Source organism: Sporomusa acidovorans, assembly GCF_900101845.1.
In the GTDB taxonomy this organism is placed as follows: domain Bacteria; phylum Bacillota; class Negativicutes; order Sporomusales; family Sporomusaceae; genus Sporomusa; species Sporomusa acidovorans.
In genome coordinates, this window is record NZ_FNAM01000035.1 from 23,915 (window position 1) to 36,607 (window position 12,693).

At 37.9% G+C, this 12,693-nt stretch carries 13 protein-coding genes; 10 read left to right on the forward strand and 3 right to left on the reverse strand.

Annotated elements, in window-relative coordinates; translation table 11 throughout:
* The first annotated feature begins 40 nt into the window (after positions 1-40).
* Positions 41-1,009, forward strand: coding sequence for a polysaccharide pyruvyl transferase family protein (locus BLR65_RS20245; protein ID WP_093795995.1), 969 nt, complete (start codon positions 41-43; stop codon positions 1,007-1,009).
* A 25-nt stretch (positions 1,010-1,034) separates the two neighbouring features.
* Positions 1,035-2,471 carry a lipopolysaccharide biosynthesis protein gene (locus BLR65_RS20250; protein WP_093795996.1) on the forward strand — a complete coding sequence of 479 codons (1,437 nt, stop codon included), beginning with the start codon at positions 1,035-1,037 and terminating at the stop codon, positions 2,469-2,471.
* 419 nt (positions 2,472-2,890) lie between these two features.
* On the opposite strand, the gene BLR65_RS20255 is transcribed toward BLR65_RS20250, so the two are convergent.
* Positions 2,891-4,744: a NosD domain-containing protein gene (locus BLR65_RS20255; RefSeq protein WP_093795997.1), complete on the reverse strand. Its 1,854-nt coding sequence runs from the start codon at positions 4,742-4,744 to the stop codon at positions 2,891-2,893.
* A gap of 248 nt (positions 4,745-4,992) precedes the next feature.
* The gene (locus BLR65_RS31850) at positions 4,993-5,475 is read right to left on the reverse strand and encodes a metal-dependent hydrolase (RefSeq protein WP_093795998.1); all 483 of its coding nucleotides are present in this window, start codon (positions 5,473-5,475) and stop codon (positions 4,993-4,995) included.
* A gap of 175 nt (positions 5,476-5,650) precedes the next feature.
* On the opposite strand from BLR65_RS31850, the gene BLR65_RS20265 reads away from it, so the two are divergent.
* From BLR65_RS20265 to BLR65_RS20290, 7 genes are all read left to right on the forward strand, one after another.
* Complete coding sequence (locus tag BLR65_RS20265) at positions 5,651-6,619, forward strand: phosphoenolpyruvate carboxykinase (ATP) (RefSeq protein WP_093795999.1); 969 nt, start codon at positions 5,651-5,653, stop codon at positions 6,617-6,619.
* 63 nt (positions 6,620-6,682) lie between these two features.
* Positions 6,683-6,970 (forward strand): lasso peptide biosynthesis PqqD family chaperone, encoded by a 288-nt coding sequence (locus tag BLR65_RS20270; protein ID WP_093796000.1) that lies wholly within the window; start codon positions 6,683-6,685, stop codon positions 6,968-6,970.
* Positions 6,885-7,412: a lasso peptide biosynthesis B2 protein gene (locus BLR65_RS20275; RefSeq protein ID WP_093796001.1), complete on the forward strand. Its 528-nt coding sequence runs from the start codon at positions 6,885-6,887 to the stop codon at positions 7,410-7,412. Before BLR65_RS20270 ends, BLR65_RS20275 begins: the two co-directional genes overlap by 86 nt.
* Before the next feature lie 269 nt (positions 7,413-7,681).
* Positions 7,682-7,861, forward strand: a complete 180-nt coding sequence (locus BLR65_RS20280) for a hypothetical protein (protein ID WP_093796002.1) — start codon at positions 7,682-7,684, stop codon at positions 7,859-7,861.
* 69 nt (positions 7,862-7,930) lie between these two features.
* Positions 7,931-9,757: an ABC transporter ATP-binding protein gene (locus BLR65_RS20285; protein WP_093796003.1), complete on the forward strand. Its 1,827-nt coding sequence runs from the start codon at positions 7,931-7,933 to the stop codon at positions 9,755-9,757.
* Between the two features lie 163 nt (positions 9,758-9,920).
* Positions 9,921-10,088, forward strand: coding sequence for a hypothetical protein (locus BLR65_RS29940; protein ID WP_169716953.1), 168 nt, complete (start codon positions 9,921-9,923; stop codon positions 10,086-10,088).
* Between the two features lie 127 nt (positions 10,089-10,215).
* The gene (locus tag BLR65_RS20290) at positions 10,216-10,443 is read left to right on the forward strand and encodes a hypothetical protein (RefSeq protein ID WP_093796004.1); all 228 of its coding nucleotides are present in this window, start codon (positions 10,216-10,218) and stop codon (positions 10,441-10,443) included.
* Positions 10,444-10,722: 279 nt separating this feature from the next.
* Here BLR65_RS20290 and BLR65_RS20295 read toward each other — a convergent pair whose 3' ends face one another.
* Positions 10,723-11,622, reverse strand: coding sequence for a LysR family transcriptional regulator (locus BLR65_RS20295; protein WP_245692946.1), 900 nt, complete (start codon positions 11,620-11,622; stop codon positions 10,723-10,725).
* 219 nt (positions 11,623-11,841) lie between these two features.
* Between BLR65_RS20295 and pxpB the strand changes: the two genes are divergently transcribed.
* A complete protein-coding gene (pxpB, locus tag BLR65_RS20300) occupies positions 11,842-12,582 on the forward strand; it encodes a 5-oxoprolinase subunit PxpB (protein ID WP_093796005.1) in 741 nt (246 codons plus the stop codon).
* Positions 12,583-12,693 lie beyond the last annotated feature (111 nt).

Below are 12,693 nucleotides of genomic sequence, written 5' to 3' on the forward strand. Positions count from 1 at the left end.
TTTGAGCAGTCAATTGGTTATTTAACGTTAGGAGGAAGCAATGAAAAAAATTATACTTTTTGACACATCTGTAGCAACCGCTAATAAAGGTGATGAGATTATTATGGAGGCCTCTAGAAAAGCAATACATAGCATAACAAAAAACAGCTTTGTAATGACGATGCCTACCCATACTCCCATATTTCACTGGTATCAAACTACTAGGCGAAATTCGTTGGTAACAGATCTAAATAATATAGACTATAAATTTGTTTGTGGAACGAATTTATTATCAACAAACATGATATCACCATGGCCATCATGGAATATTAATCTATTTAATTGTAAACCAATCAAAGATTGTATATTACTTGGTGTAGGGTGTGGAATAATCAGTAACAAAATTAATTATTATACAAGAAAATTGTATCGCTCAATACTATCACACGATTTTATTCATAGCGTACGTGATAATATAACTAAAGAAATGCTCAGTTCACTAGGATTTAAAGCAATCAATACTGGTTGTACAACTATTTGGTCCCTGGATTCGAATTTGTGCAACCAGATACCGCATAATAAGGCCAAAGCTGTCGTATTTACACTGACTGATTATTTCAAAGACAGAAATAATGATCAAAAACTAATTAATGTTTTAAAGGAAAATTATGAGGAAATATATTTTTGGCCACAAGGATTGGGAGACTATGAATACTTTCATACTCTAGATGAGATTGGTGATATTTCAATTATACCGCCCAGTATTTGTGAATATGCCAAGATACTTGAAAAAGATATAGATTATGTTGGAACTCGGCTTCATGGTGGGATCTATGCTATGCAACATAAAAAGCGTTCAATAATTATTGTTGTAGATCATCGCGCAAGGGAAATGAACAAAACATATAAATTGAATTGTATCGAAAGAAACAATTTAGATCAATTATCGGGTTTTATAAATTCTAGTATTAGTACACAGATTAATCCTAAACAAAAAAATATTGAAGTATGGCTTAGTCAATTCAAATAATTAAGAAATTTAAAGGAAAGTTTAAATGAACAAATCAAAGTATCTTTTAAAAAACACTATTTTGTTTTCTATTGGAAATTTTGGCTCTAAGTTTTTAACTTTCTTTCTTGTTCCAATCTATACCTTATATTTGTCAACAGAAGAATTGGGGATGGTAGATTTAATACAAAGTACAATGAATTTATTAATTCCGCTACTTTCACTAGGCTTATCTGAAGCAACAATAAGATTTATAATGGATAAAAGTACAGATAATGCGCAGGTATTGTCTTTCTCATTGTATGTAATATTTATTGGAACAGCTATTCTGGTTGTAATAACTCCGTTTATATATTTGGTAACCGAATTCTCCAACTATATTTTATATTTTCCTTTTATTTACTTTTCTACAGCCGGCAAAGGAGTTCTGTCACAATTCATTAGAGGAAAAGAAAAAGTGAAGCTTTATGTTTTTGATAGTCTAATTACGGCAATCTCATTATTGTCTTTTACAATTATATTCTTAACTTGGCTGAGGCTTGGGGCACATGGTTTCCTTTTATCATGGGGATTATCAAATGTGGTTTCATGTATTTTTCTTTTAATTTCTGGAAAAATTTTTCGAGATATAATAAATCTTTCGGCAATATCAAAAGAAATAGCAAGACCAATGTTACACTATGGATTACCGTTAGTTCCGAATTACCTTTCGTGGTGGATTACAAGTCTGTCTGGCAGATATTTTGTTACTATGTTTTGGGGATTCGCGGTAAATGGACTTTACTCGATTGCATACCGGGTACCTTCGATAATGGGTGTTTTTGTTGAAGTGTTTATGCAGGCATGGCAGCTTTCTGCCATAAAAGAATATGAAGGCGATCGGGATAAAAATTTCTATAGTGAAGTATACAAATTCTACTGTACTATTACATTTTTAGTTAGTTCTGGACTGATTCTTTGTTCCAAGTTGGTAGCCTTATTATTATTTCAAAATGAGTTTTATATAGCCTGGAGGTATGTACCGCTCTTAATGTGTGCCTTTACTATTGGAAATTTACAGACTTATTTGGGAAGTTTATATACTGCAGCAAAAAAGACTAAAAAGGTTTTTGTAACAACTATGACTGGTGCATTTACCAATATTGTTTTGAATATGGTACTAACTCCCTTATATGGAGTGTATGGTTCAATAATTGCAATATATATTAGCTATACAGTCATATATGCCTACCGCTTAGTAGATTTATCAAAATTTATGAATATGGAATTTAACTTAAAAAGAGTGAACGTTTCCCTGGTGGTTATTACTACCCAAGCAACACTTGTTACTCTCGATTTTAACTTATCAATGTTGTTTAGCCTAGTAGGATTTATTTTAATTATTATCTTTCATATAAAGGGAATTATTGGCATGTTTGATGCGGGATGCAGATACGTTAAAGGGTTTAAAAATAATATAAAAGCTATATATACGAAAGTGTAATACAAAAAATGCTCCAGGAAATGGATTTTTTCTTTTCACCAAAAACATACAAAAGTAACAAACAACATTTATCAGTTTTTAAATCGTCATAACTTCACTGTTTATTTATTTCATGCCCCTGTTATTTACGTTATTTCCAGTAGACTAGCCGATAAAATGATTTCTCCTTATTTTTTGGTGGGTATATGTTTTGGTGGTAGCTTACTTGTATGTTTTTTGTTATCAAAGATTATAGAAAAATCGCGTTTCCTACAAATAGCGACGGGTCAAAACTATTCACGCGAAATGCACATGCCGGCATGGTCGAAAACAGACTGGGAGAGCTATAAAGCATAGCTTTCCCAGTCTGTCTTCGATAACAATAAACATTATTAACAGTATAGAAGTGAACTATTATTTTAATAGAAACTAAAGAAAGTTCATAATGTATAATTTTTGCCAAGAATATGTGCGGTATTTACATTAAACATATTTGCGTAAGTTCCATATCTGGCAATATTACCATTTAGAATGCTGGGTATTGTTGGTGTAGTGTTTAATGCCATTGCGGGCCTTGTGCTTACCGAACAAACAAAAACGTTATTTAGATATGAACAATTTTCTGGAGATTGCTTAATGGCAGCTTCACCATTGGCTGAACCACACTCACAAAAATAATTGTCGGCGATGAGCGAATTTGTGGGAGAACCAACCAGCGCGGCCTCTAATGTTGTCAGGGTATTGTTAGTAATAGTTCCCGTAGTAAATGATGATGTGGTATATATACCATTCTTGCTACTAATAAACTTATTACCGCTAATCGTTATATTTGTTCCAGACCCACACACGACACCGCCTGTACCGCCGTAATATATATTTCCCAAAACATTTACATTTTTAAAAGTACCGTTAAGTTGCAATCCGACACCATTATTTTTAAAAATATTATTGCTGATTATTACATTACAAAAACCACGGCCACTCCCGCCAATAATGCCATATTCAACATTATTCTCAAATAAACAGTTAGAGATAAAAATGGAACCTGTATCTGAAGTACTTGATTCGATGTCTATACCGCAATTAGGATTTGCGCCATTTGTGTGATAAAAGGTACAATTAATCACTTTTATATTATACACGGAATTAATCGTTAAACCGTCCATTGTGTTGTTTTCAAAAACTACATTATCATAGACAATGTTTTTACAATTAATATTCATATTTGTCTCACAAAAACAGCAAGAACCATCACCAATGAAATCACCCAAGTGAATATCTCTTATTGTAACATTATAAGAACTAAAAATTTCGACACCTATTCCCATAAAAACGGTAATTTCGTTACCAGTAAAACTATGATCGACCCGTTCACCTAATATTTTACCACCATTGATGGTGACATTTTTTGCTTGCCTTATGTTGAGAATGGAATGAACTTTTTCGCTTGATAATGGAACCTGTTTGATCACGGCATTTGGATGCATTTCAAAGGTCATTGGGGAGTAAATTATTATACCCCTATTGTGATTATCACTATAACCATTGACCATGTAAGGATTAAAAGAAGCGGGAACATAGACTTTACCCGGACTTATATAGCCATCGCTTAATTTCGTCCAAACTACAGTACCATCTGTAACGGTGTCTAATACTTTTTTGCCTGTAATATCCGGCGCAGTAGCACCTGAGGTTCCTGCGGAAGTACATCTCCATATTGATAGATAATCGTCGTTTTCAGTGATACACCAACGAACAACCTGATTTAAGACATACTTTATGTTGTTTGCTCGTACATAATTCCAAGGGTTAAGCGAGTCATCGGATAAATAGTATTCAGAACGCAAAGTTACGGAATATACAGCTCGTTTAAAGGCTGTAGTATCATCTGTAATGCCGTCTCCCTTAGCTCCCCACCATAGTGGAGTTGCATATTTTAGACCGACAACCTTGCTATTGGAGGAAAATATTTGCTGAGCATCAGGCGCGCTAAACGGACCATTAATAGTTAATACCCCATTGGAAACCGTAAAGCATCCGTTATCTACCATTTGTATTCCTATATTAGTGGGAATCGTTGCATCACTAGAAATAACCACATTACTCGATACTATCAATGTGACTGCATTTGTCGCATATGTTTTAATAATTTCTTTAAATGCAGCCGTATCGTCAGTAATACCATCACCTATAACTCCAAAATTTTTAACATCAATAAATCCATAATTTATTGCGCGAGGCTCAATTGGTTCTTCTATCGCCTCGGGTTCAACTCCAGGAAGTTCTATTGCCATTTTAATACCTCCACCTCGATTTGTAACGGTATGAATCGCTACTGTTTTTTATAGATAGCTCCTGCTTTAACTCATTTACTACATAATATTCGCTGGTGACTTTTATTGACTTAACATTGCAAAGAGATTAAAGTTATGTCCTTGAATGGAGTAATGGCGTTGTTAACAATAATATCAATTGGCAACAAAAACCCCAATGCCTGAGGGAATAAAGCTGTTTTTAATATCAGATATTGGGGTGTTTTTGACTAATTTTTATAAATGTTTTTAGGGTCAGAAAAATTACATCCGTGAAGAGGAGATATTTCACCGGTTTTTAGAAAATGCTTAATTCTATTTTCAAAAAGTAATTTTATAAACGTAACTAGAAGGATGAAGCCGCCAACAAATTCTAGCACTAATAAAAGTTGAAAATGAAATTCCCCAAAGTAGATTGTCTGTCCCCAGGGGCCATAAGGTTCTTCGGGCAAATTCGGTAGAGGAACAGGCCAAAATAATACTTTGGGAAAATGCCACATAAGGTCAAATAAATCATGTAAAATTGAACCTATCCAGAGAGTTAGGCATAAACTCCTATGTCGGTTATTTCGTAGAAGTTTACTTATGTTATACAGTAAAACGAGAAAAAATAATGAATGCCCGAAACTTTTTATGAAGATGTGATTACCGGCAGACAGTATTCCTACGGGTTTATCGATTAAATCAGGTAGAAGGGAACCGACTAAACATATTCATATTTATCAAAGATAAGATAGACAACCTCTTAATACTAGGCAATGGTTATAAGGTTGTCTTTTGTGTTGAAATAAGTGCAGTTCACGCGAGAAAACTTGCTGGGAAAATAAGGGTAAACTATAATTTGATTAAGACTGAGGCAGTAACACTTTAAGGAAAGGATTTATACCGGTGAGGCAATGTAATAATGATGTAAATAATAACTATTGCTATTCGGCTTTTGGCCTTCGAATTGATTCTGAAGTTGTGCTGCCGGAGTTGCCTATAGTAGCGGGCAATGCTGCCGATGTCAGGATTCGTTATGGAGATGCGCGGGATAAACTGGACTTTTCGCTGAACGAGGGATATGATTATCAGGCGGCAGCCGGCAGTTTTTTGTTCCGGGTGGATAGAGTTGCTTCCTATAGTATAACCAACGGGGAGGAAATCGTAGTAAGACCCTGCAACCAAGCGAGCTTTCGGATGATTAGACTGTATCTCCTGGGAACTGTTATGGGAGTGCTGCTGATGCAGCGAGGACTGTTGCCGATACATGGCAGCACGGTTGTGATTAATGGTTGCGGCGTGATATTTACCGGCATATCTGGCGCTGGTAAGTCAACTATGGCAGCGGCGCTGCATAAAAAAGGGTATCCCTTACTGGCTGATGATGTTTCCGCCATTATATGCGACCCCAACGGTATATTTTGGGTGAACCCCGGATATCCGCAACAAAAATTGTGGCAGGCTAGCGCTGCAATGATGGGCATAGATACTGCCGCTTTTGATAGGGTTTGTGAAGATAAGGATAAGTATGCGGTCCCGGTAGCTGCGGGTTTTAGGAGATCCCCGGTACCAGTTGCCGCAGTTTATGAAATTGTTGTAAAACCGTGTGCAGATGTTTCAATAGTACCTCTAAAAGGGGCAGCGAAACTTACGACAATCATGGGGAATACCTACCGGGGAGAATTTATAAACGGTTTGGGAATGCAAGTCACTCATTTTAAACAGTGTGCACATTTGATAAAACAAGTACAGGCTTTTCGGCTGACGCGGCCGGAACTAGGAATATCGCTGGATAGACAGATAGAAATTCTGCTGCAGCATAATAAACAATCTTTTGCCGCTGATGAAACTGGTAGGTTTTATCATTTGGCATGATTATAGCGGCAAGATGGCTTTATATCCAAGGTGAGAGGCTACTTTGAGGGAGGCTATAAGTTAATGAACAAACAAGGTATTAGTCCTGATGCCAAGGTATTTCGGATTATGGAAATAGTAGCTGCTGAAATGGACGGAGAAACCGTAATGATCAGTATAGAAAATGGCAAGTATTATGGAATGGATGCTATTGGCAGCAGAATTTGGGAGTTGCTTGAAACTCCCAAAAGTGTGGCGGAAGTAATTCAGGTTTTAGGTGAAGAATATGAGGTTGAGCAACAACAGTGCCAGGCGGACACTATTGAATTTCTTGACTTTTTATTCCAAGAAGGACTTGTTAAGGTTGCTTAGGATAGTCTTAAAATACATTCGCTGTTCGTGGAATGACAAGCTGCTATTATTGTATGTGTTTTTTTTACTGGCAATTGTCAGGTTGCTTATTGTACTTGTTCCTTTTCGCTATATTACCACTTACTTAGGCAAGCATATGCAAGAATCTCCTTATGCTGATGATAATGAGAATATATTTATTAATCAGGTAGGATGGGCTATTTTGGCTGTTAGCCGCCATACCCCTTTTGAAAGTAAATGCCTGGTTCAGGCAATAACCGGAAAAATATTACTTCGCCGTCGACACCTGAAAAATACGATGTATTTGGGGGTTGCAAAGAATTTAGAAAATCAAATGATGGCTCATGCCTGGCTTCGCTCTGGAAACGTAATTGTGACAGGAGGCGATATTAGTAATAAGTTTACTGTCGTTGCTAAGTTTGCTGATGTTGAAAGTGGATAGAACGTAGAGACGGAGGTATTTTAATGGTAGAGTTAGTTGGTATGTTGATAGTAGCATGGTTATTATTGTCTACCGTTTTTTTTTTTAGGATCGATATCTGCCGTATCAGTGAAAAAGTCTAAACGGTCTTAAGTGAAACGCGTTGCATTGTACAAATATCTATACGAACAGGGAGGCCGTCGGCGCAAGAATTAATTAGCATTTAGATAAAGGCAGGCGTTAATCTGGCTTTCGAGAGACAAAATATACGAGAAAGGGGGTGAGTGTGGATGAGCAAAAAGGAGTGGGGTAAACCGCTGGTTACAAAATTAGATATATTGATGACGGAATATTGGTTAGATGATTTTGAAAAATGGTTTAGAGGGCTATATCCAGGCCTTCCTATGCCTGACGGAGATCATTTCAAGAAATATTACGAGCAATGGCAGGCTACATTAGGCGGTTCCTAACGGTGAGAAGCTTTGGGACAGTTTTGTAAAAGATGCTTAGGCTGTCCCAAAACTTCTCATTGTCAGGTAATGTCGTTATTGACTTGTCTGGCAGCAGTGAAAGGCGTTGAGGATGAAACTATGCTAAAGCCTTTATTTATGTATGTTTTAAAATTATATAATTTTGTACAGGCAAAATTGATACTTGACTTATTCTTAACTATTGGCTTAGGCTTGCTTGAAGGGGCTAGCATTATGATGTTACTCCCACTCCTTACCCTTGCCGGTATTACTAGCAATCAAACGACGGGGGTTGGGCATCTGGTCGAGGAATACTTAAATATTTCAGGCATTGCTTTGCCGCTTGTTCTTATGGTCTATATTGGCATCAATGCCGGGCAGGCATGGCTGCAAAGCTATGAGTCTATCTTAAACAGCAGTATCAGGGAGAGCTTTGCTACATATTTATATACAAATATCTATCAGACGATAACCTATGCCCGTTGGTCATTCTTTCTTGAGACAAAGAGGGCGGACATTATTCATGTTATAACTACAGAAATGCCTAAAGTAATCACAGGGGCCTATCAGTTTTTGCAAATGATTATCACGGCGATGATTGCCGTGATTCATGTGGGAATTGCTTTTATTTTAGCCCCTTATCTAACATTATTAGTACTTTTCTGCGGTTTAATATTATCTGGCTGCTTGCAGTTTACCATACGCAGAACCCGTAAAATGAGTACCACTCTCTCAGATTGCGCCAGTCTGCTGTTTTCCGAAATCAGTGAGCATTTTAACGGAATTAAAGAGATTAAAAGCTATGGTGTTGAAGCGCAACAGGTAAAAAACTTTGAAAATCATTGGAGAAAAATTGGCGGCGTGCTTGTTGAATTAGCTAAGCTGCGTAGTCAGTCTTCCTTTATATATAGAGTGGGGGCAGCAGTTTTTATCAGCGTTTTTTACTTTTTTGCCATTGAAATTTTTCACAGTGACCCCAGAGAGTTAATTATAGTATTTGTTATTTTCACTAGATTGTGGCCGCGATTTTCTTCTTTTCAGGCGGGATTTCAGTCGTTGACTATGATGCTGCCGGCATTTCAAAAGGTTACCGATCTTAATAACCGATGCAAGGCCGAAACGGAGCAGGGAGATTTGCATCAAAGAACAGAGAAGTTTAATTTGCGAACAGGAATACGGGTTGCTAATGTTTCTTTCCGTTATGGCGCGAGTAACCAGCGGTATGCAGTAAGAAAAGTTAACTTTTTTATACCTGCAGGAACAACAACCGCTATTGTGGGAGTATCAGGCGCCGGTAAAAGTACGTTGGCTGATTTGGTTCTTGGCTTAATTGAGCCTGAACAAGGAGAAATATGGATTGATGATAAGCGGCTTGCTGCTGATAGTAATCGCTACTTGTGGCGGCATTCCATCGGCTATGTGCCGCAAGATGCTTTTCTGTTTAATGCCAGTATTCGGGATAATTTAACTTGGGCCTACCCTGCGGCAACAGAGCAAGACCTGTGGCAAGCGCTGCAGTTAGCCGCAATTGATGATTTTGTCAAAGGGTTGCCTAATGGGCTGGACTCATTGGTTGGGGACCGGGGAATACGGCTATCGGGTGGCGAACGGCAGCGTATCGTTTTGGCTAGGGCCCTATTAAGAAAACCCGCATTGCTTATTTTGGATGAAGCGACCAGTTCGCTGGATACAGAAAACGAAAGGCGTATCCAAGAGGCGATCGACGGTCTTAGGGGGAAATTGACAATTCTTATCGTGGCTCACCGGATTTCAACGATAAAAAATGCCGATCAGATTCTTGTTATGGAAAAAGGAAGGATCGTGGAGCGAGGCCGTTATCAAACTTTTATTGAGGATGAGGAAAGCCGTTTTTATCGGTTGGCTGCAATGTCGTAAAGCGCTAGCGTTATTTAGATTGCATATGTAAAAGCGTTGTTACATATTAATATACCAATATAGACTGCCTAATGGAATTTTGTTGGGTAAGTACCATAGATTTAGTTGAAAATTATAAAATGGAATCGTAAACAATCTGTTTTACTAGAAAGGAGCTGTATTCATGTCACGAAAAAAGTGGAGTAAACCTTGTGTAGCAGAACTTGATATTCTGAGGACAGGTTTAATTTTGGGTAATGGTTTAACAAATGATGCTATAGCTGCATGGCTGCTTAGTTTGATTGATGGAGGAGGTCACCATCATTCAAAGTCGAATCCGGTTGAATCCTAATTAATTAAGAAACGGTCGGGAGAAATTCATTTTTCTCCAAGAATCGGAAAATTAAATGCATATGGTAAACTATAATGGCTTTAACTAGTAATTTTAGTGGTCAAACTGCTTGGTAAGGGGAAAAGGAATGCGTAAGAAATTATTGTTATGCATGAATGAACTAGGTTTGGCCGAAAAGGCTTTGGTCAGAATGACTCAGTTGGTTTTTTATAAGTCAGGTCGTAAAGATTTCAGTAATGAGGAACTGGAGGAATTTACCGATCATTACCTGCAATTGGGGCTTTTAGAACACACGCTGCACAAATTAAGAATGGAGTTAACGGAGTGGATGAAAGCAACGAATGAAGGTAAATAATCTATACAGAGAAATAGTGGGGGGCTGTATGGATGGCTGAATTTAGGAAGCTTAAACATGCGGGGGGATTGGCTAAAATCTCGGATATGCCGATGATTGAGACCGCGAGAAACAATCATTTAGATGCGATTAACTGATTTTGACAAAAAGGCTAGGGCAGTTCAGTAAACTGCCCTAGCCTTTTTGTTAAATAGTGAATATACTTTCTTATGTCACATCAAGACTATGCCTAGATGAAAACTGAAATTTTCTATTTGTAGGCCAAAGCCGTGTCTAATGTCATGACCGGATATTTACCAGCCTTTCCTGAAGTAGTTTAATAAAAGCTTTCATGGCGTGGTTGACCCATCTGTCTTTATGATGAACTAAAAAGGCAGTAACCTCAATTTCAGGTCCCTTCCAGGGTAACAGTACCAATTCTCCTGACTCAAGTTCGTTGGCTACCGAAATTAATGGCAATAATGTAATCCCTGTATTTTGCATAATGAGTTGTTTGATTGCCTGTATTTGTCCAACTTCAAGGATGGTTTTCAGGTGTATATTTTCCCGCTGGAGTGTCTTTTCCAAAAGAATGCGATAATTGCTATCCGATTCAACCGAAACCAGCGTTTGATCATTTAACATTTTGGGATCTAACTCATCGAGTTTGGCAAGCTCATGCGCGGGGGAAGTCACTAAAACAATTGATTCCGGCCAAAGAGCCGTGCTGATTAAGTCCGAATCATTAATTGAAGGTTCCAGAAATAAGGCAAGATCCATTACTTTTTTGCGTAATAGAATACGAAAATCATTACTGGTGCCGTATTTGATCTTTAATTCCACGTCCGGATAAAGTGAACTGTATTCTTTTAGTATCGGGGTCATTCGGAATACACACAATGATTCGGGCATGCCAATAATGAGCGGTCCACTGGGTATATTCGATTTATTCAGGGCGTTCTTGGCGTCATCTTCGAGTTTAATAATTTTCTCGGCATAGTCATAAAGACGCTGACCATCTTCCGTTAACGTAATTTGTTGGCCGAACCGTTCAAATAAGAGTGTGTTTAGCTCTTTTTCAAGCAACTGAATATGAGTGGTCACCGTGGATTGCGTATAGCCTGAGAATTGGGCGGCATGGGAAAAGTTTCCCAATTTTACAATATTAATAAAGGTCTTTAGTTGGCGAATTTCCACCATAAATCACTCCTTCAATAAAATCGAATAGGAGTATTTAATCTTTCAATTTTACGACTACATCTATTAATGATATTATAAATGTCGAAAGATGTCTAGCGTGTTACAATGTTACAAGCACATCATAAAAAATGGAATGATCCCGAATATCGTTAAATTTCTGAATGTTATCAAAGTTTTGATAGCGGCAGTTTGATACTCTGAATCACAAAGGAGTATTTTATGGACGATTATATCAAAAATGTAAGAATACTGGTTGCAGGCGAACAAGGAATCGTAATTGACTTTGGTAATGAAATCACGACTGCAATTAACCGGCTCGTTCAGCAGTTGGTTGAAGTTTTAAACAGTTGGGCAGTGAGCGGAATCGTCGAAGTTGTGCCGACATACCGGTCGGTTATCATTTATTTCGATCCGTTGCAGATTGCTCGCGGTGAACTGACCCTGGGGATTCAACGCTTTTTAACCCAAATAGGCAATGGGGAAATGCAAGAGATTCCGCGCAGGGTAATCCAAGTTCCCGTATGTTATGGTGGCGTTTTTGGTCCGGACATTGATTATGTTGTTCGCCGGACAAAATTATCCATAGAAGAAGTCATTCGTATTCATACATCAAGAAAATATTTGGTCTACATGTTGGGATTTACGCCGGGGTTTCCCTATTTGGGCGGCCTTGATGAGAGACTTGTGGTTCCCCGGCTGAAACAAGGCAGAAATAAAATTCCAACCGGCTCGGTAGGAATTGCCGGCCGACAGACCGGTTTTTACACAGTGGAAAGTTCCGGCGAATGGCGTTTAATCGGGCGTACACCCTTACGGGCATTTTATCCGGGCAACCCGAATCCCTTTTTGTTTGCCGCCGGCGACTACTTGCAATTTAAGCCCATATCTGTAGACGAATTTTTCGAAATCTTCAGCAAGGTTGAAGCGGGTTCTTATTCCCCGGAGATTACGGCTTTTTAAAGAACGAAAAGGCCCTAGAGGAATATGGGTATAGTGTTCTTTATTTTCATGAACACATAATACATCATACAATATACAAATATGCTAAATGGATAATTTGATTTTATATAG

What these genes read in the sequence shown, in the direction of transcription:
- BLR65_RS20245 (WP_093795995.1), top strand. Translation starts at nt 41, where the DNA reads ATGAAAAAAATTATACTTTTTGACACATCTGTAGCAACCGCTAATAAA.
- BLR65_RS20250 (WP_093795996.1), top strand. Translation starts at nt 1,035, where the DNA reads ATGAACAAATCAAAGTATCTTTTAAAAAACACTATTTTGTTTTCTATT.
- BLR65_RS20255 (WP_093795997.1), bottom strand. Translation starts at nt 4,744, where the DNA reads ATGGCAATAGAACTTCCTGGAGTTGAACCCGAGGCGATAGAAGAACCA.
- BLR65_RS20270 (WP_093796000.1), top strand. Translation starts at nt 6,683, where the DNA reads ATGAACAAACAAGGTATTAGTCCTGATGCCAAGGTATTTCGGATTATG.
- BLR65_RS20275 (WP_093796001.1), top strand. Translation starts at nt 6,885, where the DNA reads ATGAGGTTGAGCAACAACAGTGCCAGGCGGACACTATTGAATTTCTTG.
- BLR65_RS20280 (WP_093796002.1), top strand. Translation starts at nt 7,682, where the DNA reads ATGAGCAAAAAGGAGTGGGGTAAACCGCTGGTTACAAAATTAGATATA.
- BLR65_RS20285 (WP_093796003.1), top strand. Translation starts at nt 7,931, where the DNA reads ATGTCGTTATTGACTTGTCTGGCAGCAGTGAAAGGCGTTGAGGATGAA.
- BLR65_RS29940 (WP_169716953.1), top strand. Translation starts at nt 9,921, where the DNA reads ATGTCACGAAAAAAGTGGAGTAAACCTTGTGTAGCAGAACTTGATATT.
- BLR65_RS20290 (WP_093796004.1), top strand. Translation starts at nt 10,216, where the DNA reads ATGCGTAAGAAATTATTGTTATGCATGAATGAACTAGGTTTGGCCGAA.
- BLR65_RS20295 (WP_245692946.1), bottom strand. Translation starts at nt 11,622, where the DNA reads ATGGTGGAAATTCGCCAACTAAAGACCTTTATTAATATTGTAAAATTG.
- pxpB (WP_093796005.1), top strand. Translation starts at nt 11,842, where the DNA reads ATGGACGATTATATCAAAAATGTAAGAATACTGGTTGCAGGCGAACAA.